This window comes from Pseudalkalibacillus hwajinpoensis, assembly GCF_039851965.1.
GTDB lineage: Bacteria > Bacillota > Bacilli > Bacillales > Guptibacillaceae > Guptibacillus > Guptibacillus hwajinpoensis_E.
On the sequence record NZ_CP156674.1, the window covers coordinates 3,614,370 to 3,637,865 of the forward strand.

The 23,496-nt window shown below is 41.2% G+C and carries 27 protein-coding genes; 24 read left to right on the top strand and 3 right to left on the bottom strand.

The genetic code is table 11. From position 1 onward, the window contains the following. Positions 1-2: 2 nt before the first annotated feature. From yqeH to ABFG93_RS18640, 7 genes are read left to right on the top strand one after another with little or no spacing between them, the layout of a single operon-like run. The gene (gene yqeH / locus ABFG93_RS18610; protein WP_347549514.1) at positions 3-1,112 is read left to right on the top strand and encodes a ribosome biogenesis GTPase YqeH; all 1,110 of its coding nucleotides are present in this window, start codon (positions 3-5) and stop codon (positions 1,110-1,112) included. A gap of 10 nt (positions 1,113-1,122) precedes the next feature. Then, positions 1,123-1,959, top strand: coding sequence for a shikimate dehydrogenase (gene aroE, locus ABFG93_RS18615; RefSeq protein ID WP_347549515.1), 837 nt, complete (start codon positions 1,123-1,125; stop codon positions 1,957-1,959). 2 nt (positions 1,960-1,961) lie between these two features. After that, on the top strand, positions 1,962-2,252 hold the full coding sequence (gene yhbY, locus ABFG93_RS18620) for a ribosome assembly RNA-binding protein YhbY (protein ID WP_347549516.1): 291 nt from the start codon (positions 1,962-1,964) through the stop codon (positions 2,250-2,252). 17 nt (positions 2,253-2,269) lie between these two features. Then, the gene (locus ABFG93_RS18625) at positions 2,270-2,842 is read left to right on the top strand and encodes a nicotinate-nucleotide adenylyltransferase (protein WP_347549517.1); all 573 of its coding nucleotides are present in this window, start codon (positions 2,270-2,272) and stop codon (positions 2,840-2,842) included. Further along, positions 2,829-3,422 carry a bis(5'-nucleosyl)-tetraphosphatase (symmetrical) YqeK gene (gene yqeK, locus ABFG93_RS18630; protein WP_347549518.1) on the top strand — a complete coding sequence of 198 codons (594 nt, stop codon included), beginning with the start codon at positions 2,829-2,831 and terminating at the stop codon, positions 3,420-3,422. Before ABFG93_RS18625 ends, yqeK begins: the two co-directional genes overlap by 14 nt. Continuing rightward, a complete protein-coding gene (gene rsfS, locus ABFG93_RS18635; RefSeq protein ID WP_347549519.1) occupies positions 3,415-3,768 on the top strand; it encodes a ribosome silencing factor in 354 nt (117 codons plus the stop codon). The genes yqeK and rsfS overlap by 8 nt, the downstream gene beginning before the upstream one ends. Before the next feature lies 1 nt (position 3,769). Further along, entirely contained in the window at positions 3,770-4,510 is a 741-nt protein-coding gene (locus ABFG93_RS18640) for a class I SAM-dependent DNA methyltransferase (RefSeq protein ID WP_347549520.1), read from the top strand. 77 nt (positions 4,511-4,587) lie between these two features. Here the strand turns inward: ABFG93_RS18640 and comER are convergent, their stop codons facing one another. Beyond that, entirely contained in the window at positions 4,588-5,424 is an 837-nt protein-coding gene (gene comER / locus ABFG93_RS18645; protein WP_347549521.1) for a late competence protein ComER, read from the bottom strand. Between the two features lie 101 nt (positions 5,425-5,525). Here comER and ABFG93_RS18650 point away from each other — a divergent pair, with 101 nt between their 5' ends. From ABFG93_RS18650 to ABFG93_RS18665, 5 genes are all read left to right on the top strand, one after another. Further along, the gene (locus ABFG93_RS18650; protein ID WP_347549522.1) at positions 5,526-6,149 is read left to right on the top strand and encodes a helix-hairpin-helix domain-containing protein; all 624 of its coding nucleotides are present in this window, start codon (positions 5,526-5,528) and stop codon (positions 6,147-6,149) included. Positions 6,150-6,215: 66 nt separating this feature from the next. Then, the gene (locus ABFG93_RS18655; protein WP_347549523.1) at positions 6,216-6,782 is read left to right on the top strand and encodes a ComE operon protein 2; all 567 of its coding nucleotides are present in this window, start codon (positions 6,216-6,218) and stop codon (positions 6,780-6,782) included. A gap of 184 nt (positions 6,783-6,966) precedes the next feature. Next, positions 6,967-7,140 carry a DUF4131 domain-containing protein gene (locus ABFG93_RS23175; protein ID WP_431522020.1) on the top strand — a complete coding sequence of 58 codons (174 nt, stop codon included), beginning with the start codon at positions 6,967-6,969 and terminating at the stop codon, positions 7,138-7,140. Positions 7,141-7,142: 2 nt separating this feature from the next. Beyond that, on the top strand, positions 7,143-7,940 hold the full coding sequence (locus ABFG93_RS18660) for a ComEC/Rec2 family competence protein (protein ID WP_347549524.1): 798 nt from the start codon (positions 7,143-7,145) through the stop codon (positions 7,938-7,940). A gap of 10 nt (positions 7,941-7,950) precedes the next feature. Further along, complete coding sequence (locus tag ABFG93_RS18665; RefSeq protein WP_347549525.1) at positions 7,951-8,277, top strand: hypothetical protein; 327 nt, start codon at positions 7,951-7,953, stop codon at positions 8,275-8,277. 200 nt (positions 8,278-8,477) lie between these two features. On the opposite strand, the gene ABFG93_RS18670 is transcribed toward ABFG93_RS18665, so the two are convergent. Next, on the bottom strand, positions 8,478-8,609 hold the full coding sequence (locus tag ABFG93_RS18670) for a YqzM family protein (RefSeq protein WP_048312757.1): 132 nt from the start codon (positions 8,607-8,609) through the stop codon (positions 8,478-8,480). 393 nt (positions 8,610-9,002) lie between these two features. On the opposite strand from ABFG93_RS18670, the gene holA reads away from it, so the two are divergent. Next, entirely contained in the window at positions 9,003-10,025 is a 1,023-nt protein-coding gene (gene holA, locus ABFG93_RS18675) for a DNA polymerase III subunit delta (RefSeq protein ID WP_347549526.1), read from the top strand. A 42-nt stretch (positions 10,026-10,067) separates the two neighbouring features. On the opposite strand, the gene rpsT is transcribed toward holA, so the two are convergent. Further along, the gene (rpsT, locus tag ABFG93_RS18680; protein ID WP_347549527.1) at positions 10,068-10,334 is read right to left on the bottom strand and encodes a 30S ribosomal protein S20; all 267 of its coding nucleotides are present in this window, start codon (positions 10,332-10,334) and stop codon (positions 10,068-10,070) included. Between the two features lie 156 nt (positions 10,335-10,490). On the opposite strand from rpsT, the gene gpr reads away from it, so the two are divergent. The 11 genes from gpr to mtaB all read left to right on the top strand — a co-directional run bounded on the left by gpr (position 10,491) and on the right by mtaB (position 23,496). After that, the gene (gene gpr / locus ABFG93_RS18685) at positions 10,491-11,606 is read left to right on the top strand and encodes a GPR endopeptidase (protein WP_347549528.1); all 1,116 of its coding nucleotides are present in this window, start codon (positions 10,491-10,493) and stop codon (positions 11,604-11,606) included. 68 nt (positions 11,607-11,674) lie between these two features. After that, the gene (locus ABFG93_RS18690; protein WP_347549529.1) at positions 11,675-12,025 is read left to right on the top strand and encodes a DUF3679 domain-containing protein; all 351 of its coding nucleotides are present in this window, start codon (positions 11,675-11,677) and stop codon (positions 12,023-12,025) included. Positions 12,026-12,204: 179 nt separating this feature from the next. Further along, the gene (gene lepA, locus ABFG93_RS18695) at positions 12,205-14,037 is read left to right on the top strand and encodes a translation elongation factor 4 (RefSeq protein ID WP_347549530.1); all 1,833 of its coding nucleotides are present in this window, start codon (positions 12,205-12,207) and stop codon (positions 14,035-14,037) included. 76 nt (positions 14,038-14,113) lie between these two features. Continuing rightward, a complete protein-coding gene (hemW, locus tag ABFG93_RS18700; protein ID WP_347549531.1) occupies positions 14,114-15,256 on the top strand; it encodes a radical SAM family heme chaperone HemW in 1,143 nt (380 codons plus the stop codon). A 133-nt stretch (positions 15,257-15,389) separates the two neighbouring features. Then, positions 15,390-16,430: a heat-inducible transcriptional repressor HrcA gene (hrcA, locus tag ABFG93_RS18705; protein WP_347549532.1), complete on the top strand. Its 1,041-nt coding sequence runs from the start codon at positions 15,390-15,392 to the stop codon at positions 16,428-16,430. A gap of 93 nt (positions 16,431-16,523) precedes the next feature. After that, positions 16,524-17,096 carry a nucleotide exchange factor GrpE gene (gene grpE, locus ABFG93_RS18710; protein ID WP_347549533.1) on the top strand — a complete coding sequence of 191 codons (573 nt, stop codon included), beginning with the start codon at positions 16,524-16,526 and terminating at the stop codon, positions 17,094-17,096. A 31-nt stretch (positions 17,097-17,127) separates the two neighbouring features. Further along, positions 17,128-18,966, top strand: a complete 1,839-nt coding sequence (dnaK, locus tag ABFG93_RS18715) for a molecular chaperone DnaK (RefSeq protein WP_347549534.1) — start codon at positions 17,128-17,130, stop codon at positions 18,964-18,966. 255 nt (positions 18,967-19,221) lie between these two features. Next, the gene (dnaJ, locus tag ABFG93_RS18720) at positions 19,222-20,331 is read left to right on the top strand and encodes a molecular chaperone DnaJ (RefSeq protein ID WP_347549535.1); all 1,110 of its coding nucleotides are present in this window, start codon (positions 19,222-19,224) and stop codon (positions 20,329-20,331) included. A 95-nt stretch (positions 20,332-20,426) separates the two neighbouring features. Next, a complete protein-coding gene (gene prmA / locus ABFG93_RS18725; RefSeq protein WP_347549536.1) occupies positions 20,427-21,371 on the top strand; it encodes a 50S ribosomal protein L11 methyltransferase in 945 nt (314 codons plus the stop codon). Positions 21,372-21,383: 12 nt separating this feature from the next. Continuing rightward, positions 21,384-22,136 carry a 16S rRNA (uracil(1498)-N(3))-methyltransferase gene (locus tag ABFG93_RS18730; RefSeq protein WP_347549537.1) on the top strand — a complete coding sequence of 251 codons (753 nt, stop codon included), beginning with the start codon at positions 21,384-21,386 and terminating at the stop codon, positions 22,134-22,136. Between the two features lie 4 nt (positions 22,137-22,140). Next, complete coding sequence (gene mtaB / locus ABFG93_RS18735) at positions 22,141-23,496, top strand: tRNA (N(6)-L-threonylcarbamoyladenosine(37)-C(2))-methylthiotransferase MtaB (RefSeq protein WP_347549538.1); 1,356 nt, start codon at positions 22,141-22,143, stop codon at positions 23,494-23,496.

Sequence of the window (23,496 nt, forward strand, 5' to 3'; positions counted from 1 at the left end):
GGTTGGAAAATGAAGAAATTATTTGCGCCGGTTGCGGTGTTCATATTCAAATAGAAGATAAGGAGGCACTTGGTTTTACGCCACCATCTGCACTTAAACGCGATGTGATTATTTGCCAGAGATGTTTCCGTTTAAAGCATTATAATGAATTACAGGATGTCTCACTGACAGATGATGATTTCTTAAAGATCTTGAATGAAATTAGTCAGACCGACGCTCTTATAGTTAAAATCGTTGATATCTTCGATTTTAATGGTAGTTGGCTCCCTGGTATTCAGCGGTTTGCGGGCACTAATCCGGTTCTTCTTGTGGGTAATAAAGTCGATTTACTCCCGAAATCTGTTAACCAATCCAAGCTTGTAAAATGGATGCAAACAAGTTCTAAAGAAAATGGATTAAAGCCTGCTGATGTGATGCTGATGAGTGCGTCTAAAGGTGATGGCGTAATGAAAGTTGCTACTGAAATCGATAAAATGAGAAATGGAAGAGACGTTTATATTATAGGGTGTACTAATGTTGGGAAATCTACGTTTGTAAACCGCCTCATCAAGGAATTTGGTGGAGACGAAGAACAGATGATCACAACAAGTCAGTTCCCAGGAACTACGCTTGACTTGATTGACATTCCACTTGATGATGGAAATACGCTATATGATACGCCAGGGATAATTAATCATCATCAAATGGCTCACTTTGTGACCGCTGAAGAACTAAAGATCATTAGTCCGAAGAAAGAAATTAAGCCTAAAGTGTTTCAGCTAAATGAAGGTCAGACTCTTTTCTTTGGAGGGCTCTCACGTCTTGATTTTGTAGAAGGCGGTCGTCAGTCCTTTATTTGCCATGTTTCGAACGATCTTTATATACATCGAACAAAGATTGAAAAAGCTGATGAACTATATGAAGAACATTTAGGTGAGCTTCTTTATCCACCAGGAGACCAGTCCAAAAAAGAACTTCCAAAGCTTGTTAGTCATGAGCTTAGAATCAAAGAAGAGAAGATGGATATTGTGTTTTCTGGTCTTGGATGGGTCACAGTTTCCGGAAAAGGAACAACCGTTAAGGCTTATGCACCGGACGGTGTAGGAGTATCGATACGAAAATCGCTTATCTAGGAGGTCGTAAATGGGGAAACTATACGGGCTAATTGGTCATCCAATAGGCCATTCAATGTCACCAATCATGCATAACCGTGAATTTATGGAACTGGGGCTTTCACATCATTATCATGCATTCGAACTTTCGCCTGAGCAGCTCGAAGATGGTGTAGAAGCAATGAAAATGCTAGATATTCAAGGGTTTAACGTTACAATTCCTCATAAAGTAGCTATTATGCCACTGTTGGATGAGGTGGAACAAGAGGCTTTAGACATTGGCGCTGTAAACACGGTTTACAAACGGGATGGTAAGTATGTTGGAACTAATACAGATGGTAGAGGCTACTTGATGTCACTCCTATCTATGACTGGAGAAGAGAGTCTTAAGGAAAAGAATGTTCTAGTCATTGGCGCAGGTGGTGCTGCAAGAGCTGTATCTGTTTCCATTTCTCATTCTGGTGTTAGATCATTAACAATTGCCAATCGCACGCTCGAAAAGGCAGAGGAGTTAAGCAACGTTTGTGCGAGGTATTCAGAGACGTATGCGATCACACTTAAAGAAGCAGAAGAGTCTCTCGGAAACTATGATATTGTTATCAATACGACTTCTATCGGTATGAGCCCCCATTTAGACCGTATACCACTGTCGGTAGATAGATTGAAACCAGGTACGGTTCTCAGTGATTTAATTTATAACCCACTTGAAACGCAGTGGATGAAGCTAGGAAAAAAACAGGGTGCAGTAACTGATAACGGAATTTCTATGTTCGTAGAGCAGGGCGCTCTTGCATTTGAAATTTGGACCGGTGCTTCTCCTGATCGACAACGTATGAGGAAAACAGTTTTAAAGGAGCTAGGAGGCTAACTATGTTAACAGGTAAACAGAAGCGTTATTTACGTGCGAAGGCCAACCGAATGAACCCGATTTTTCAGGTTGGAAAAGGTGGCGTAAATGAAAATATGACGAAGCAAATTGAGGAAGCTCTTGAAGCAAGAGAACTGATTAAAGTGAGCATCCTTCAAAATTGTGATGAAGATCGCAATACGGTAGGTGAACAATTATCGAGTGAAACAGGTGCAGAGCTTGTACAAATCATTGGAAATATGATTGTACTTTATAAAGAATCCGAAGAGAATAAAGAAATTATCCTTCCATAATGACTGGCGAGAAAAGAATGAAAGTCGGTCTGCTTGGTGGAACATTTGATCCGCCTCACCTTGGACATTTGACGGTAGCACAGGGAGTGCTTGAGGGGTGTCAGCTTGATGAAATTTGGTTCGTACCAAGTCACCGTCCTCCTCATAAAAGTGGAACGGACATTACAGAGAACCACCATCGAGTTGAAATGGTTCAGCGTGCAATTCATGGAAACCCACACTTCAACATTTCTTTAATTGAATTCGAACGGAATGAACGTTCTTATACAATTGATACAATAGAAATATTAAAAGCGGATTATCCGAAAATTGATTTCTATTTTATTATCGGTGGAGATATGATTGAGGACCTTCCAAACTGGTATCGAATTGACGAGCTGTCAGAGATGATTTCTTTTATTGGGGTTAATCGTCCTGGTTATACCCCAGATAAAGAGCAGTATAGGGTTTCTTTAATTGATGTCGCGCAGATTGATGTATCTTCTAGTGCCCTTAGAAAAGGCTTGAGTGAGGGAAAGAGTGGAAGGTACTTACTTCCTGAGTCTGTTCGTATTTTTATTGAAGAGAAGGGATTATATGAATCGAGCTGAAGCATTAGAGCTAGTGAAGCCACATTTAACCGAGCATCGCTATATTCATACGATCGGTGTGATGGATACAGCGGTCGAGCTAGCGGTAAAATATGGTGCAAATCGTGAGAAAACGGAACTTGCATCTATTTTTCACGATTATGCAAAGTTTCGTCCGAAAGATGAGATGAGAGAAATCATTGCTGAAAATAATTTTCCTGAAGATTTATTGGATCACTCTTCAGAACTCTGGCATGCACCAGCTGGAGCTTTCCTTGTTAGAAAAGAAATTGGAATTACCGATGAAGAGATACTTAATGCGATAACGTATCATACTTCAGGGCGTCCCGATATGACCCTGATAGATAAGTGTGTGTTCATTGCAGACTATATTGAACCAGGAAGGACATTTCCGGGCGTCGATGAGGTTAGGGAAGTTGTTCAACAAGATATCGATCGCGCTATTGCGTTGTCTCTCAGGAATACTGTGCAGTTTTTGATGAAAAAGAATCAGCCTGTTTATCCGGCGACATTCTATACGTATAACAGCATTGTAATAGCACTAAAGCCTGAGAAGAAAAGGAGGAAACGAAATGAATGAGAAACAAATGGTGACCCTTGCTGCAAAAGCGGCTGATGATAAACGTGCAGAAGATATTGTCGCACTTAATATGAATGGTGTTTCGTTAATTGCGGACTATTTCTTAATTTGTCATGGTAACTCAGAGAAACAGGTTCAAGCTATCGCGAAAGAAGTGAAAGATCAGGCGTTTGAACAGGGAATGGAAGTAAAGCGTCTTGAAGGGTACGACCAGGCTCGCTGGATTTTAGTCGACCTTGGATCAGTTATCGTGCACATTTTCCATAAGGACGAACGTAATTATTATAACCTTGAGAAACTCTGGGGCGATGCGCCACACATATCCCTGGATGAAATTCTAGCATAGTATGCTTTCATATGAACGTTTTTCTTATGTTTATGACCGTTTAATGGAAGACGCTCCTTATGATGAGTGGGCGAAACTCGTGATGAATGAAAGAAAAGCGGGGAAAGTACTTGATCTGGGGTGTGGTACTGGTGAATGTTCCATTCGCCTTGCCGAAGCAGGTTACGACGTCACAGCTGTTGACTTATCGGAGCACATGCTTTCTGTAGCTCAGGAGAAGGCGATCGCAAGTAAGTTACCTATCCAATTTATTCAGCAGGATATGCGTGAGCTTGAAACAGGAGATTTGTATGATGTTGTAACCATTTTTTGTGATTCATTGAACTATGTTACAGATCGTGAAGGGGTGCAATCGGTTTTAAATCGGGCTTTCACTCATTTAAAACCTGGTGGGGTTTTACTCTTTGATGTCCATTCCCTTTATAAGATGGACCATTTATTTATTGGTCAAACGTTTGCTGACAATCAGGAGGACGTATCATATATATGGCATAGCTTTGCCGGGGAAGAATCAGGTGCCGTAGAGCACGAGCTCAGTTTCTTTCTCGAAAATGAAGATGGTCTTTATGAACGCTTTGACGAAATACATCTTCAACGTACCTTTGAGATTGATGAGTATATAACGTGGTTATCTTATTCGGGATTTACAGCTCTCTCCATTACTGCTGATTTCACTGAGGAAGAGCCATTTGATTCGGCTGAGCGCATTTTTTTCAAAGCGTTTAAGCCACAAAAAGGTTGATTTCAAGTGAAATCAACCTTTTTACTACTTTACAGAAGGGTTTATGAAATATTGTAGAGAATAACTTATATACACGATTAATTTTGTCTCGATTCCTCTTTAAACTGCACAGTAATTCCTCTTCGATCCTCATCAAATTTTTTATGAGTTCTTTTAATTAATTTGTTAAACATGTCTCCAGTTTCTTTTTCTAGTACGTTTAATCCTTCTCCGGTTACTCCTCCTTTAACGCTTACTTTCTTTTGGAGCGTTTCTAATGAAAAATAATCCTTCTCAAGTAATTTACCCATCCCAATTAGCATTTCTGTCGCTAGAACAGTTGCCTGTTCCGTAGATATTTCAGTTTCCGCGACGGCTCCTTCAATAAATTGTTGAATTAAAAAGCTAAGGAATGCAGGTCCGCAGCTAGCTATGTCGGACGATACTCTTGTGACTTCTTCATCTGTTTCGATTGGAGTTGAAATTTGGGACATGAGATAGAGTAACTTCTCTTTATTTGACTCTGAGCAATGGCTTCCAAAAGTCACTAATGAGGCGCCACTTAGCGCTCTGTTTGTAATGCTTGGGATCGCTCTGGCAACGTCACACGAAACGAAAGCTTCGAGTTCACTTACTTTAATCGGACTCGTGATCGAGACAACAAGGTGGTTCTCTCTTAAACTTGGACGGATTCGCTTCAGCAATGGGAAATATTCATGTGGTTTTACACAGATAAAAAGAATGTCAGATCGGCAAACGACTTCCTTCGCATTTTCTGCCAAATAAACAGCAGGATACTGCTTTTTCAATGCGGATGCCTTCTCGATAGAGCGATTTACAATTGTGAGATGGGAAGGTTTCACGGCGCATGAATCAATAAAGGAAGAAATCAGAATTGTTCCCATATTGCCAGTACCTATAACACCGATATTCAATCATCTTCCCCTCCTTCCATACTCATTTCTCATACAAACATATGTAAGAATACTACATTATATGTTTACCACGTCGAAACATTCGAAAGGATAACAATGGAATGAAGTTTACCAAAAGCTTTACAGCTCGTGAAAAAGGGTTGCTTATGATCGCAATAGCAGGAATAGTACTCAGTATTTTTCTATATATTGATCCTCTAAAAGCTGGTAAGGAGGAAGCGATGTTTGTACAGCAGGAGCTTGGAGGAGACAAGGAAGAATCTGCTTCAAACTCAAAGGTAATAGATGAGGAACCGGACGCAGATTTCGTTATGGTAGATATCAAGGGGGCGGTAGCAAGTCCTGGTGTTTATGAGCTTCAAACCACAGGACGAGTGAAAGGTGTTATTGCAAAGGCTGGTGGATTTATAGGAGATGCCGACCAGTCAAAACTCAACCTCGCCGGAAAAGTTGTGGATGAAATGGTTATTTACGTTCCTGTGGTTGGAGAATTGACCTTGCCTCCTCAAGGTCTTCAGGTAGGAGAAAGTGATCTGATTTCAATCAATACAGTCGATAGCAGTCAGCTGCAGGAGCTACCTGGAATAGGCCATGCAAAATCCGAAGCTATTATTCAATATCGTGAAGAAAATGGGGGATTCAAAGTAATTGAAGACTTGCAAAAGATAAGTGGCATTGGCGAGAAAACGTTTGAGAAACTAAAAGATGTTATTACGGTAAAGTAAGAGAGATTGACGAGACGACGTGTTTCGCTCAAACTAATAGAAGATAAAACATTGGGGGGGAAATCCATGGATCGAATTTCGTGGGATCAATATTTCATGGCGCAAAGTCATTTGCTTGCGCTAAGGAGCACGTGTACACGGTTAACGGTTGGAGCTACGATTGTAAGAGATAAACGAATGATCGCCGGCGGTTACAATGGTTCTGTATCAGGCGGAGTCCATTGTATAGACGAAGGATGCTATGTGATTGACAATCATTGTGTTAGAACCATCCACGCCGAGATGAATGCTATTATCCAATGTGCTAAGTTTGGGGTCCAAACAACAGGCGCTGAGATCTATGTCACTCATTTTCCGTGCCTTAATTGCTGTAAAGCGATTATTCAGGCCGGGATTAAAACGGTGATTTACGCAGCTGATTATAAGAACCATCCTTATGCGGTTGAATTGTTTCAAGATGCTGGCGTTACCGTACGTCAGGTAGAGCTTGAGGAGATGATTCTGGAAACAAACAGTCAGGAAAAGCTTGATTTAACGGCTGATTTACTTTCTAAGCTAACGGATGCTGGTTTAGATCCTGAAGAAGTGAAGCCGTTATACGAAAAAGCTTCTAAACTGTATAGCAAAATGTAATGGCAGGGATGCTCTGGATTTTAGCAGTTTCTGCATTGATTGGCGTGGCAAGTACAGCTTCTTTCCACGCTGTTTTTTTCGAGTAATTACTATAGATGGCGATCATCTCACATTTGAACTGAAGACTTCGGATGAGAAGCTACTGGCGAATTATTACATCAGTTCTGAAGCAGAAAAAGCTGCCTTGCAGCAGCTAAAGGTAGGCTTAACGTGTCAGTTCTCCGGTGAAATTGAATCGCCATCTCCTTTTCGTGTTCCATCTCTCTTCGATTATAAGCAATATCTTTACCATAAGAAAATCCACTGGCTTTATACTCTACTAATGAACCGTTATGTGAACAGGAAGATCTCTCATTAATATTGAAAATTCAGCAGCTCAGGCAACAAATCCTTACTGATATTATTGAAGAGTATCCACAAGACCTGCAGGGCATTGCGGCATCCCTTCTCATAGGTGATCGGAGCTTATTACCATCAGATATTGAGGAAGCTTATCAGGATCTTGGGTTAAGCCATGTTCTTGCTGTATCCGGTTTACACGTTGGTGTGATAGGTGGTCTATTGTTCTGGTTGCTTATCCGTTCCGGCATACCGAGAGAGCGAACATATGCTTTTCTATTCGTGTTTTATCCGTTTTATATGGTGATGACCGGTTGCACTCCTTTAGTTATGAGAGCATCGTTAATGGCGATGGCTGTAGTAACCAGTTTACGGTTTCGATTGAACATTCATCCTCTCGATGGTATATCCTCTGCATGCATCCTCATCCTACTTATTAACCCGTATTATGCTTTCCATATTGGTTTCCAGCTTTCGTTTCTCATCGCATTTGCGCTAATTGTGTCTTCACAAGTAATATTAAAACAATATAAAACGCCATTTGCGCAGTTAGTCTCCCTTTCAACACTTGCTCAAATTGCTTTGTTTCCTGCTGTTATTTACCACTTTCATCAAATTTCCATCCTTAGTTTGCCGCTTAATCTCATCTATGTTCCGATTGTATCTGTTTTCATTCTTCCATTGGTTCTCACGCTTGCATTAATGAAAATGTTGTCAATTGGTATCTTTTTTGATATCATAGCGGCTTTTCTCTCGCATCTTATCTCTTTTTTTCATGATGCTTTTATCACTATAATGAATCTTAACCTGAGAACTTGAAGTCAAAAGGATGCTGATTGACAGGAGTCCTGAGCAATCGGATATAGAGACAAATCTAATTCGACTGGCCAGGGCTGAAGGAACAAAAGTAACTCGGGCATTAAATGGTCAGTCATGGCAGGAAGGTAATGCCTCCTTTTCAATTATCCAGGCGATTGAAGATGAGGAAGAGAATAATGGGAGCATTGTGATTCGGGCAAATCTCGGTGGATTTCAGTGGCTTTTCACAGGGGATTTGGAAGAAGCAGGAGAGAAAGGGCTTATTTTCAGTGATCTTTTACGTAAGGTCGATATTTTGAAAGTTGGCATCATGGCAGTCAATCATCTAGTTCTGTAGCCTTTTTAAAGGAAACATCACCATCTCTAGCCATCATTTCAGCTGGAGTAAATAATCGCTACGGGCATCCAGATCCTGAAGTAACCAATAGACTGAATGAGCTTGGTATTAAGGTGCTAAGAACAGACCAAAATCGTTATTTAGATGATCATGTTGGAAAGTGATGTTAAATAGAAAATAGACTGCGTGAGGCAGTCTATTTAGCCAATTGCTTTAATGATAACAGCTGTGAAGAAAATGATGGAAAAGAATAAAAATGGTACAACGAATCCAACTGCTGATTGAACAGCATCATTGGACTTCATCTGAACATCCTTTTCAAACTCGTTCATTTGGCTTTCCCTCCTGCTTCCCCATTAGTATTCACGGATGACCACTGATGTAGTCTTTATGTAGGGGTTTCCTGTAACGGTGCTCTTCAAACCATATTGTAACATGTTTTATGTGCGATGTCTCTATAAGCTATGGAAGCGCTTTTTACATTTTAAAATTTATCATTCGCTCCCTTTCCTGTAAAGAGTTGTCACCGATACTTTATCTTTGCATAGGATATCCTATCTACTACACACCGAACATCGTTGCTGGGTGGAAGTCCTAGGCCCCATTCATCAGCGTTTACTATAAATGGGAGGCTGGTTCTTACAGCCGGCTTCCCTTTTCTGCTTGCCAATAACGCGGTCTCCTATTAGGATAGGAATGGACGAATAAAATCGAGGTGTACATACATGTCCATTTCTGACTTAAAAAAGAAAATTAAACAGGACAGGCTTGATCCGGTTTATCTATTGATAGGCACGGAAGCCTTTCTCATTGATGAGCTTCAGAAAATGATTATTGAAAAAGCTCTTCCAGAAGAGGAGAGGGAGTTCGGTCTTGCTTACTATGATTTAAATGAAACCCCTGTTCAAGTAGCTGTTGAAGATGCCGAAACAATGCCCTTTCTCGGTGAAAAGCGAGTGATTATCCTGAAAAACCCTCTTTTCTTAACAGCAGCTAAAGACAAAAGCAAAGTAGAACATGATCTTGATTCCCTTCAGCGGTATGCAGGGAATCCTTCCCCCTTTACCATTCTCATTATTGAAGCGCCTTATGAGAAATTAGATGAGCGTAAAAAATTGGTTAAGACCATAAAGAATTCTGGTGCTTTCGTGAAAGTTGAGGCTCTCAAGGAAAGTCATCTAGGAGATTGGCTCCAGCAGCGTGCAAAGGAGCTTAACGTAACGCTTGATCAAGCAGGAGAAGAGCGGTTGGTTCAGCTAACGGGGAGTCATTTGCTACTTCTTCAGCAGGAAATTGATAAAATGGCGCTCTATGTTGGAGAGGGCGGTGTTGTCAATGAGGAAGTTGTTGATCTTCTTGTGGCAAGAACGCTTGAAAACGACATATTTGCACTGATCGATCGAGTTGTGAAGAAGGATCTCAATCGAGCTTTCCGTATCCTGTATGATCTTCTGAAAATAAATGAGGAGCCCATTAAAATTCTTTCACTGATTGGGAGACAGTTCAGGATTATCTACCAGGTGAGTGAACTTGCAAAACGGGGTTATGGGCAGAAACAAATGGCATCAACTCTTAAGCTTCATCCTTATGCTGTGAAAATTGCTCAGCAGCAAAGCAAAAGCTTCGAGGAAGAAAAACTTCTCTTCATTCTGGATCAAATTGCAGAGTCAGATTATGAAATGAAAACAGGTAAGATGAATAAAAAGCTTATTCTTGAACTATTATTAACAAAAATTAAAAACACATAAAAAAGCTGTTGGGTTGCCCCAACAGCTTTTAACGTTTGTAAATTACGCAGAAATCTCGTTGTACATTTTAGTAAGACGGGATTTTTTACGTGCTACTGTGTTTTTATGGATAATTCCTTTGTCAGCAGCTTTGTCAATACGCTTAGAAGCTTGACTAAGAGCTGTTTTAGCAGCTTCTACGTCTTTAGCTTCAACTTTAGCTTCAAAAGTCTTGATTGCTGAACGCATTTCAGATTTGAATGCTAGGTTGTTTGCGCGACGATCTGATGAAGTTTTAACGCGTTTAACCGCAGATTTAATATTTGGCATACCTTTCACCTCCTTGCAAGGCTTAACAATTCCATGTCATATCCGTGCATAGAACAAGAAACATTCTATCAAATAGACCAATTAAATGCAATAGAGAATGAAAAGCTCATTTCGAGGTTACCCTAACAGGTAACAGATGGAAGACGAGGTGATCTTATGGAGCTTGATTTAGAAAAGTATCAGGTGCGAACAGATCTTGCAGTTGAAGCGCAGGAAATGGTTAAGGAAAAGAAAGCGAAAGAAATAAAATCTGAACAGCCAAATCAACTTCAAGGCGTAATTGTAAAAGAAAGAGATGAGAAGGGTGTCACCATTACGACGGTCGAGGTTACAGAACAGGGTGAGAAAGAAATTGGGAAGAAAGCAGGGCATTATTTAACGTTTGAGGCGCAGGGAATCAGGAGGAAAGATTCTGCGCTTCAGCAAACCGTTCAAGATGTCTTTGCGCATGAGTTTGCAGCATTTCTAGATCAACAGGGTATCACGAAAGAGGCAAGTTGTCTCATTGTTGGTTTAGGGAACTGGAATGTAACACCTGACTCACTTGGTCCGCTGGTTGTCTCTAATTTGCTTATTACGAACCACTTATTTGAGCTGCAACCTGAGACAGTGTCAGAGGGCTTCCGACCGGTTAGTGCCATTACACCCGGTGTAATGGGTATTACAGGCATCGAAACGAGCGATATTATTCACGGTGTGATTGAAAAAGCTAAACCAGATTTCGTTCTAGCGATTGATGCACTTGCTTCAAGGTCGATCGAACGTGTAAATACAACTATTCAAATTTCAAATACTGGTATACATCCAGGATCAGGGGTTGGAAACAAGCGAAAAGAACTCAGCTTTCAAACGCTTGGGATTCCAGTTATCGCCATCGGAATTCCAACAGTAGTCGATGCGGTTTCTATTGCGAGCGATACGATCGATTTTATTCTAAAGCATTTTGGCAGAGAGCTTAACGAAAAGGGGAAACCTTCAAAATCATTGGCCCCGGCAGGGATGACATTTGGTGAAAGAAAAACATACACAGAAGAAGATCTTCCTGATGAAGCAAAAAGGCAGACATTTCTTGGTATGGTTGGGACGCTTGAAGATAGCGAGAAGCGGAACTTAATCCGAGAGGTGCTCGCACCAATGGGGCATAATTTAATGGTTACACCAAAAGAAGTTGATGTTTTTATAGAGGATATGGCAAATGTCATTTCTGGGGGTTTGAACAGTGCGCTTCATGGAGAAGTTGATCAGCAAAATAGCGGGATGTACACACATTAAGACATAGAAAAAGTTATAAACGCATAATGATAAGAAGTAGGACAGGTCCGAGAAAGGGGTTGGGAGTAATGGCATCCTTTTTTCTGAAATGCTTTCTCCTTGTTTCATTGCTTCTGTTTGGTGTGCTTTTAGGAATGGAACAGGCGTCGAAAAATATGAATCATATGCAGGGTCGAGAAGAAGCTGGAGCGTTCCAATTGAAAAGTGCTTCAACTGGAGTTGAGGCTGAAATTCTCGGAACTTCTCTTACTCGAGAAGACCTTAAACATAAGCAAGATACGCTCGAAAATGCGAATGAATTTAACGTCCTGGGCGATCTTGGAGCTGCGTTAAGTCGATGGCTGTCATCTTTCATTCAGGCTGTTCTATCTTTTGTATTAACGATCATTACAGCATTTCTATCTCTTTTTCAATCATAATCGGTCGCATTTAGCGGCCTTTTTGTATGGCGTTTTTTTGATGTGAACCGAGCTTCAGGCTTACGTATAAGGGCATTTCCTTTATTGCGATCAATAGTTAGGCGGATTGCTGATTGAATCTGGACAGCGGTATTGCTATAATCTATAATAGCGTAGTTTCGCCTTAGGAGTGATTGTAGATGAACCTTGAAGAAAAGTTAAATAGACAGTCCAGGATTCGAAATTTTTCCATCATTGCTCATATTGACCATGGGAAATCGACTCTTGCGGACCGTATTCTAGAACGGACAGGCGCGTTAACTGACCGTGAAATGAAAGACCAGACGCTAGATGCGATGGATCTTGAACGTGAACGTGGCATTACGATTAAACTGAACTCTGTTCAGCTTACTTATACAGCGAAAGATGGAGAAGAGTACATTTTTCATTTAATCGATACACCTGGACACGTCGACTTCTCTTATGAAGTATCAAGAAGTCTCGCGGCCTGTGAGGGTGCATTACTCATTGTAGATGCTGCACAGGGAATCGAAGCGCAAACGCTCGCAAACGTATATCTTGCTCTTGATAATGATTTAGAAATTCTACCTGTAATTAACAAAATTGATTTGCCGAGTGCTGAGCCAGAACGCGTTCGTCAGGAAGTAGAAGATGTGATCGGACTCGATGCTTCTGAAGCAGTACTTGCTTCAGCTAAGTCTGGCATAGGTATTGAAGAAATCCTCGAGCAGATTGTTGAAAAAGTTCCTGCTCCACAAGGAGATCCAGAAGGACCTTTACAGGCCCTCATCTTTGACTCCCTTTATGATCCATATAGAGGGGTTGTTGCTTACATTCGAATTACCGAAGGGTCTGTTAAAGTTGGCGACAAAATTCGAATGATGGCAACCGGCAAAGAATTTGAAGTTAACGAACTTGGCGTGTTTAATCCAAAGCCCGAGGCAAAGAAAGAGCTATCAGTAGGGGACGTTGGTTTCCTGACTGCTGCAATTAAGAATGTAGGGGATTCCCGTGTTGGGGATACGATTACTTCAGTGAAGAACCCTGCAACAAATCCGCTTCCGGGTTATCGTCGCATGAACCCGATGGTATATTGCGGCCTTTATCCTGTTGACTCTGCTCAGTATAATGACCTCCGCGAGGCACTTGAACGCCTTGAGCTAAATGATTCATCTCTCCAGTATGAAGCAGAAACGTCACAGGCTCTTGGATTCGGTTTCCGATGTGGCTTCCTTGGCTTGCTTCATATGGAAATTGTTCAAGAACGAATTGAAAGAGAATTTAACATTGATTTGATTACGACCGCTCCTAGTGTTATTTATCAGGTTAAGCTAACTGATGGAGAAGAAGTGATTATCGATAATCCTGCGATGATGCCAGATGCTCAATCCATTACAGAAGTTCAAGAACCTTATGTCAAAGCGACCATCATGGCACCTAACGACTATGTTGGGGCAATCATGGAACTCTGCCAGGGTAAGCGTGGCGATTTCATCGACATGCAATATATGGATGAAAGTCGTGTGAATATTGTTTATCACATTCCACTTTCTGAAATCGTGTATGATTTCTTTGATCACTTAAAATCGAGCACAAAAGGCTATGCGTCATTTGACTATGAACTAATCGGCTATCGCGCATCGAACTTAGTTAAGATGGATATCCTGCTTAACGCTGAGAAAATTGATGCTCTTTCAATTATCGTACACAGAGACTTTGCTTATGACCGCGGAAAAGACATTACAGAGACGTTGAAAGAACTAATCCCGAGACAGCAATTTGAGGTGCCAATTCAAGCATCCATCGGACAAAAGATTGTTGCTCGTTCGACCATTAAAGCAATGAGGAAAAACGTCCTTGCTAAATGTTATGGTGGAGATATCTCTCGTAAACGTAAACTTCTTGAAAAGCAAAAAGAAGGTAAAAAACGAATGAAAACCGTCGGTAAAGTAGAAGTTCCACAGGAAGCATTTATGGCCGTGCTTCGTCAGGATAATACGAAAAATAGTTAAGGCCTGGTTCCTCAGGTTAAAAAGACCGCAGAGCGCTTCTGCGGTCTTTACATTATGTTAGAAAGCAGTGATCGAAATGGCAAACGCTGTTTATTTGCACATCCCATTCTGTGACTATATTTGTCACTATTGTGATTTTAATAAAGTATTTATGCAGGGGCAGCCTGTTGATGATTATTTAGAACATATGAATACAGAAATGAAGCATACGCTGGAGCGTTTCCCTACTAATGGAATCGACACTATTTTTGTTGGTGGTGGGACCCCAACTGCACTAAGCGAAGAACAGCTTGAACGATTCTTAAAAGATGTCCAACATCAATTTGGACCATACATCTCCGATAAGATCGAATTTTCAATGGAAGCAAATCCAGGAAGTGTTACCCCTGAGAAGCTTCGAATTATGAAAGCAAATGGAGTTAACAGATTAAGCATTGGGGCTCAGGCGTTCCAGGATTCTTTATTAACAAGACTTGGAAGAGGGCACAGTGTGGCAGAAATAAGAGAAATCGTTCAGATGGCTCAAGCCGCTGATTTTAAAAATCTTTCGCTTGATTTGATGTTTGGACTCCCGGAACAAACTGTTGATCAATTTGATGAATCGATTACTAAAGCCCTCAGCTTAGGAATTACCCACGTGTCTTCTTATTCACTCCAAGTAGAGAGAAAAACGGTTTTCTATAATCAGTGGAAGAAAGGGCAACTGCCGCTTCCTACGGAGGATGCAGAAGCCGACATGTATGCTCTTCTTATGAGACGTTTAGAAGCAGAAGGGTTAAAGCAGTATGAAATTAGTAATTTTGCAAAAGTGGGATATGAGAGCAAGCACAACATAACTTATTGGAAAAACAATGAGTACTATGGAATCGGTGCAGGCGCACACAGCTATATTGAAGGCGTTAGAAGAGCCAATTCAGGACCACTGAAACAATATATGAACCGCATTGATGAGACTGGTTTTCCCTACATGGAAGAGAATGTGTTAACAAAAGACGAAAGAATGGAAGAAGAGATGTTTATGGGGCTCCGCATGAGAGAGGGCATTTCAAAAGAAACATTTGAACGGAAGTTTGGGCAGCCAGTAGAAGCTGTTTTTGGTGAACAGCTAAACAAGCTGATTAATACAGGGCTATTAAGAGATACTGGTTCTCACATCGCTTTATCGGAGGAGGGATTCTTCCTCGGAAATGAAGTGTTTCAGGAATTCCTTGCAGTGTAAATGAATTTTCATCAATGAGGAGTGAGTTCAACTTTACAGTAACGTAATGATTGACAACTAAAATAATTTTCTGTTACCTTATTATTAGATTTAGCACTCAATCATTGAGAGTGCTAACAGAGGTGATGAGGGGATGTTAACAGAACGTCAACTATTCATTTTACAGTTACTTATTAACGACTATATCCAAACTGCTGAGCCGGTTGGTTCACGCACGATTTCGAAGCGAGAAGATGTGACCTTTAGCTCTGCGACGATTCGTAACGAACTTGCGGATCTTGAGGAAATGGGTTATATCGAAAAAACGCACAGTTCATCGGGGCGTGTTCCATCTGAAAAAGGCTATAGGTTTTATGTTGATCATTTGCTATCTCCACCCATTCTCTCAAAAAACGATGTTAATAACATTCAATCGCTTTTTGCAGAGCGAATGGTAGAGGTAGAAAAGGTGATTCAACAGTCTGCCGGGATCCTTTCTGAGCTAACACAATATACCTCGATTATTCTTGGTCCTGAAGTATTTGAAACAAAGCTTCGTCAGGTACAGATTATTCCTCTTTCCAAGGATACGGCTGTTGTGATTTTAGTAGCCGATAGCGGCCATGTTGAAAATCGCACAATGAAAATTCCGCCTTCGGTTAGCATGTCTGATATTGAAAAAGTTGTTAACATCATGAATGAGCGCTTGAAGGATGTTCCCTTGATTTCCTTGAAGTCGACTATGATGAAAGAAATGGCGACTGTACTGAAGAAGCATATTGAGAATTACAATCAGGTTAATACAATGCTTGAAAATCTTTTTCTCTATACCAACGCAGAAAAGGTGTACTATGGCGGTAAGACAAATATTCTGACTCAGCCTGAATTTAAAGATATTGATAAGGTGAGGCTATTACTTAATACTTTCGAACAGGACGATGTCATGTATAATGTGCTTCGGCCACAGAAGAAAGGAATTGAAGTGAAGATTGGTCAGGAAAATGATCTTGAAGCGATGCAAAATTGCAGTATCGTTACCGCAGACTATTTCATAGAAGGCAAGCGGATGGGATCAATCGCTCTGCTTGGCCCGACTAGAATGGAATATCATCGATCGATGAGCATACTTGATTTTCTGGCAAGTGATTTGACAAAAACGCTAACTGATCGATATCAAAGTTTCAAACACTGGTAATTTGGTAATAGTGAAGAAGGTGGGAGAAATTATTTCTTCCATCCTTTTCTATGAGAGAACAATTTGGTATATTTCGATAGGGAGGTGAAACTCATGGAAAAACAAAACAGTCATCAAGAGGGAGAAGAACTTCTAACTGAAGAGGAAGAGAATCTTGAGCAAAATGCTGAAGAGAATGAAGAACCTGAAGTGATTGAAGTATCTGAAACCAATGAAAATGAAGAGCTTGACAGCTTGCAGAAGCAAGTAGAAGAGCTTGAGAATAAATATATGCGTACACAGGCAGAATACGACAACTTCCGCCGCAGAACACGCGAAGAACGTAGTGCTGACGCAAAATATCGTTCCCAGAAGCTTGCTGAAGAACTACTGCCAGCTATCGATAACTTTGAACGAGCTCTGGCTGTACAAAGTGACAATGAACAGGTAACATCATTGCTTACTGGGATGGAAATGGTTTATCGCCAGTTAAAAGAAGCACTAGCGAATGAAGGTATTGAGGAAATTGGCACTGTAGGAGAAGCGTTTAATCCGCATCTTCATCAGGCTGTTATGCAAGTTGAATCAGATGAGCATGATTCAGATGTGGTGGTTGAAGTCTTGCAAAAGGGATATCGGTTAAACGATCGTGTCCTTCGTCCTGCAATGGTGAAAGTGAGCTCATAACTACATATTAAGAAATAGGAGGTAGAATGTAATGAGTAAAATTATTGGTATTGACCTTGGTACAACAAACTCTTGTATCGCAGTTATGGAAGGCGGCGAAGCAACAGTTATTCCTAACCCGGAAGGTAGCCGTACAACGCCATCTGTTGTTGCATTTAAAGATGAAGAACGTCTAGTAGGTGAGGTTGCGAAGCGTCAGGCAATAACGAACCCTAACACAATTCAATCCATCAAGCGTCATATGGGTACAGACCACAAAGTGGATGTTGAAGGCAAAACCTTCTCTCCACAGGAAATCTCAGCAATTATTCTTCAAAAGCTTAAATCTTATGCAGAAGATTATCTAGGTGAAGGTGTTGAGAAAGCTGTTATTACGGTTCCTGCTTACTTTAATGATGCAGAGCGTCAGGCTACAAAAGACGCTGGTAAAATCGCAGGTCTTGAAGTAGAGCGTATTGTTAATGAACCAACAGCTGCAGCGCTTGCTTACGGCCTTGATAAAGAAGATGAAGATCAAACAATTCTTGTATTTGACCTTGGTGGCGGTACGTTCGACGTATCCATCCTAGAGCTTGGTGGGGGCGTATTTGAAGTTAAGTCTACTGCTGGCGACAACCGTCTTGGCGGTGACGATTTTGACCAGGTAATCATCGATCACCTTGTTGCTGAATTTAAGAAAGATACTGGCGTTGATCTTGGTCAGGATAAAATGGCGCTTCAACGTTTGAAAGACGCTGCTGAAAAAGCAAAGAAAGATCTTTCAGGAGTAGCACAAACTCAAATCTCTCTTCCATTTATCACAGCAGATGCTTCAGGACCTAAACACCTTGAGCTTAACCTGACTCGTGCTAAATTTGAAGAGCTGTCTGCAAATCTTGTAGAACGCACAATGGGACCTACTCGTCAGGCTCTTAAAGATGCTGGCATGTCACCATCTGAACTTGATAAGGTTATTCTTGTGGGTGGTTCAACTCGTATCCCTGCAGTACAGGATGCAATCAAGAAAGAAACTGGACATGATCCACACAAAGGCGTAAACCCTGATGAAGTTGTTGCTCTTGGTGCGGCAATTCAAGCTGGTGTTATTGCTGGTGATGTGAAAGACGTTGTTCTTCTTGACGTAACTCCACTGTCTCTTGGAATTGAAACAATGGGGGGCGTATTTACAAAACTCATCGAGCGTAACACAACGATCCCAACAAGTAAGTCACAGACATTCTCAACTGCGGCTGACAACCAGCCTTCAGTGGACATTCACGTCCTTCAGGGTGAGCGTGAAATGGCTCAGTACAACAAGACTCTTGGTCGCTTCCAGTTAACTGATATTCCTCCAGCTCCACGAGGAACTCCGCAAATCGAAGTATCATTTGATATCGATAAAAACGGTATCGTGAATGTTCGTGCGAAGGATCTTGGTACTAACAAAGAGCAGTCCATTACAATTAAATCTTCCAGCGGTCTTTCCGATGATGAGATTGAAAACATGGTAAAAGACGCTGAAGCGAATGCTGAAGAAGACAAGAAGCGTCGTGAAGAAGTTGAAACTCGTAACGAAGCTGATCAGCTAGTATTCACAACTGAGAAAACTCTAAAAGACCTTGAAGGTAAGGTAGAGGAAGAAGAAGTTACGAAAGCTAATGAAGCTAAAGATAAGGTGAAAGCAGCTCTTGAAAAAGACGACATCGAAGAAATTCGCACAGCGAAAGATGAACTTCAAGAAGTTGTTCAAGCCCTTTCTATGAAAGTATATGAACAGGCTGCACAAGCTCAAGCTGCACAGCAAGGCGAAGAAGGCGATGCTGAAGGTCAGGCTGATGACAATGTAGTTGATGCAGAGTATGAAGAAGTAAACGAAAACGACAAAAAGTAAGAACATGATACAGAAAAAAGTCAAAGTCAGGCGCATCTTGGCTTTGACTTTTTTCATACTTTAGGGCTCACTCTAAATTAATGACCTTAAGAAATAGCTTTTTCTTCCACTGTGATAGGTATAGGTACGGTGGGAAAGCTTTTGAATGTACAATATTCAACGTTCACTGGTGCTAGGTAGTTAGTATAGTATTGCAGAGCGTATTAACTCAATGATATGATAAACGTTATGTGAAGAGAATCGGGAGTGGATACGATGAGTAAAAGAGATTATTATGAAGTGTTAGGCGTTAGCCGGGATGCTTCTGAAGCCGAAATGAAGAAGGCTTACCGGAAGCTTGCCAAACAATACCACCCGGATATAAATCAGGAACCGGGGGCTGATGAGAAGTTTAAAGAAGTTACAGAAGCTTATGAAGTTCTTAGCGATTCTCAGAAGAAAGCTCAATATGATCAATTTGGTCATGCAGATCCGAACCAGGGCTTTGGCGGTGGTGGAGCTGACTTCGGTGGCTTTGGTGACATTTTTGATATGTTCTTTGGTGGAGGTGGGCGACGAAACCCTAACGCTCCGAGACAGGGTGCAGACCTTCAATATTCTATGGAATTAACATTTGAAGAAGCTGCCTTTGGTAAAGAAACGGACATCTTTATTCCAAAAGAAGAGGAGTGTTCGACATGTGACGGTTCAGGCGCAAAGCCAGGAACTTCACCTGAGACGTGCCACCATTGTGGTGGAGCTGGACAGCTTAATGTAGAGCAAAACACGCCATTTGGCCGTGTCGTTAATCGACGTGTTTGCCACCATTGCGAAGGTACAGGTAAATTAATTAAAGACAAGTGTAAAACATGCCGTGGAAAAGGTAAAGTTGAAGTGAAAAAGAAAATTCATGTTAAGATCCCTGCTGGAATTGACGAAGGTCAACAGATTCGTATTTCAGGTAAAGGTGAAGCAGGAGTTAATGGTGGCCCTCCGGGAGATCTATTTGTAGTCGTTTATGTGAAATCACATGATTTCTATGAACGCAATGGTGATGATGTATTGTGTCAGATGCCAATCACTTTTTCTCAAGCAGGACTGGGAGACGAGATTGAAGTGCCTACTCTACATGGAAAAGTAAAGCTTAAAGTTCCTGCGGGAACACAAAGTGGAACCAATTTCCGATTAAAAGGAAAAGGAATTCAGAACGTGAGAGGATACGGTCAGGGAGATCAGCATGTTAAAATTCAAGTGATCACACCGAAGCATTTAACTGATCGTCAAAAAGATCTTCTTCGTGAATTTAGCGAAATATCCGGACAGATACCTGATGAGCAGCATGAAAACTTTTTCTCAAAAGTGAAAAAGGCGTTTAAAGGGGAATAATAAAGGTGAAAGCTGGTAACAGAATGCAGGCCTGGATTACAGGCCTGCCTGTTTCCTTTCCGAGAAAAAAGGATTCAAAGAGGAGTGGGCAATGAATGAAATGGTCTGAAATTAGCATTCATACAACTAACGAAGCGATTGAAGCGGTATCAAATATCCTGCATGAAGCGGGTGCCAGTGGGGTAGTTATTGAAGACCCTATGGATCTTGTGAAAGTTTGGGATACTACTTTCGGAGAGGTTTATCAGCTGAATCCAGATGACTACCCTAAGGAAGGCGTTATTCTTAAAGCCTATATGCCAGTCAATAGTTTTCTTGGTGAAACGGTTGAACAAATTAAAGAAGCAATTAATGGACTACTCGTCTATGACATTGATTTAGGCCATAATACTGTCCAAATAAGTGAAGTGAATGAAGAAGAATGGGCAACTGCTTGGAAGAAGTACTACAAACCTGTGAAAATTTCAGAGCGCATTACGATTACACCTACATGGGAAGAGTATACGCCGGTATCAACAGATGAAATTATTATTGAGCTTGATCCTGGAATGGCTTTTGGAACAGGGACACATCCAACAACTGTCTTATGTGTGCAGGCGCTTGAAAAAATCATCAAACCAGGTCAGCGCGTTATTGATGTTGGAACAGGTTCAGGTGTGTTGAGTATTGCTGCAGCAAGCCTTGGAGCTGATTCAGTGGATGCACTTGATTTAGATGAAGTCGCGGTGAAAAGCGCTGCGTTAAATACCAAGCTGAATAAAGTTCATGATAAAATTGATGTGCGCCAAAACAATCTTCTTGATCATGTAGACGAAACGTACGATGTAATCGTCGCAAATCTCCTTTCTGAAATTATCATGAGCTTTACTGACGATGTTGCAAGAGTGCTTAAGCCCGGCGGTGCTTTTATCACATCGGGTATTATCACTGCTAAAAAGCAGGAGGTTAAGCAATCCATTATGGAGCAGGGTCTGGAAATTGAAGAAACGCTACAAATGGAAGATTGGGTTGCATTTATCGCTAGAAAGCCCAGCAAATAAGGAGATAAGAATATGCAACGATACTTTATTCCGGAATCGAATATGAGTGAAAACCAGATTAAGATTGATGGTGAAGATGTAAAGCATATTTACAAGGTAATGAGAATGACTCCTGGCGATCATATTATTTGCTGTTCGGATGATGGTAGATCAGCGATCTGTCGAATTGAAGAGGTTGAGCCCGATTTTATCAATGCAGTCCCAATCGAGTGGCTTGAAGAGAAGAAGAAATTACCGGTACATGTCACAATCGTGCAGGGTATGCCAAAGGGCGACAAGCTCGAAACCGTTGTTCAAAAAGGGACCGAACTTGGTGCTGATCAGTTTATACCTTTTAAAGCTGAGCGATCTGTTGTAAAATGGGATGATCAAAAAAGTAGTAAAAAAGTGCTCAGGTTAAGGAAAATTGCAAAAGAAGCAGCTGAGCAATCCCATCGAACAACGATTCCTGACATTTATGAACCCTACACGATTTCAACACTTATTGAACTGGGAAAGTACTATGACCATAAATTAATTGCTTTTGAAGAAGAGGCGAAAGCAGGAGAATCTGCTAGGCTCGTTCAAACGCTTCACGAGGCAAACGTGAATGAACGCTTCATGATTGTATTCGGACCCGAGGGGGGACTGTCAGAGAATGAAGTAAATCGCTTGAAAGAAGCTGGTTTTTCGTCCTGCGGTTTGGGCCCTAGAATCTTGCGAACTGAGACGGCTGCGATGTATGTCCTCGCAGTGATCTCGTATCATTTTGAATTAATGGGGTGATTATATGCCTTCAGTTGCTTTCCATACATTAGGTTGTAAAGTGAATCATTATGAAACGGAAGCGATATGGCAGTTGTTTAAAAATCATGATTACGAACGCGTTGAATTCGATCATGCATCTGATGTATATGTCATTAACACATGTACAGTTACTAATACTGGTGATAAGAAAAGCAGACAGGTAATTCGACGTGCTATTAGAAAAAACCCTGATGCTGTTATCTGTGTGACAGGGTGTTATGCCCAGACTTCTCCTGCAGAGATTATGGCAATTCCGGGAGTAGATGTTGTTGTTGGCACGCAGGATCGCGTGAAAATGCTTGATTACATCGAACAATATAAGCGTGAGAGAGAACCGGTTAACGGGGTAGGAAATATCATGAAAGCTCGTGTATACGAGGAGTTAGAAGTCCCTGCTTTTACTGATCGGACGAGAGCGTCCCTCAAGATTCAAGAAGGATGCAATAACTTTTGTACGTTCTGTATTATCCCATGGGCTAGAGGACTCTTGAGATCACGCGAACCGGAAGCGGTTATTACTCAGGCCCAGCAGCTTGTCGATGCAGGCTATAAGGAAATTGTGTTAACTGGTATTCATACAGCAGGATACGGGGAAGATTTAAAGGATTACAATTTTGCTCAGCTTCTTCGTGATCTTGATGCAAAAGTGAACGGCCTTAAGCGTATTCGTATCTCGTCTATTGAAGCTAGCCAGGTGACCGATGAAGTAATTGAAGTATTAAATCAATCCGAAAGAGTTGTGCCGCACCTCCACATTCCTCTTCAATCAGGTTCAAATACTGTACTGAAGCGTATGAGGAGAAAATATACAATGGAGATGTTTGGTGAACGTCTCGATCGTCTGAAAGAGGCACTTCCTGGCCTGGCCATTACATCAGATGTGATTGTCGGTTTTCCTGGTGAAACGGATGAAGAGTTTCAGGAGACGTACGACTTCATAGCAAGCCATAAGTTCTCTGAGTTACATGTCTTCCCGTTCTCAAAACGCACAGGCACACCGGCTGCTCGAATGGAAGATCAGGTAGACGATGAGGTTAAGAATAAGCGCGTTCATCATCTCATTGAACTTTCTAATCAACTAGCAAAAGAGTACGCCTCTCACTATGAAGGAGAAGTTCTAGAAGTGATTCCTGAAGAAAAATTCAAGGACGCTCCAGACTCGAATCTGTATGTAGGATATACTGCAAATTATATGAAAGTCATTTTTGAGACTTCAGAAGAGATGATTGGAAAAATTGTGAAGACAAAAATCACCAAATCTGGATACCCTTATAATGAGGGACAATTTGTCCGCGTAATGAATGAAGATGAACCAACTGCTGCAGTTGCATCATTTTAA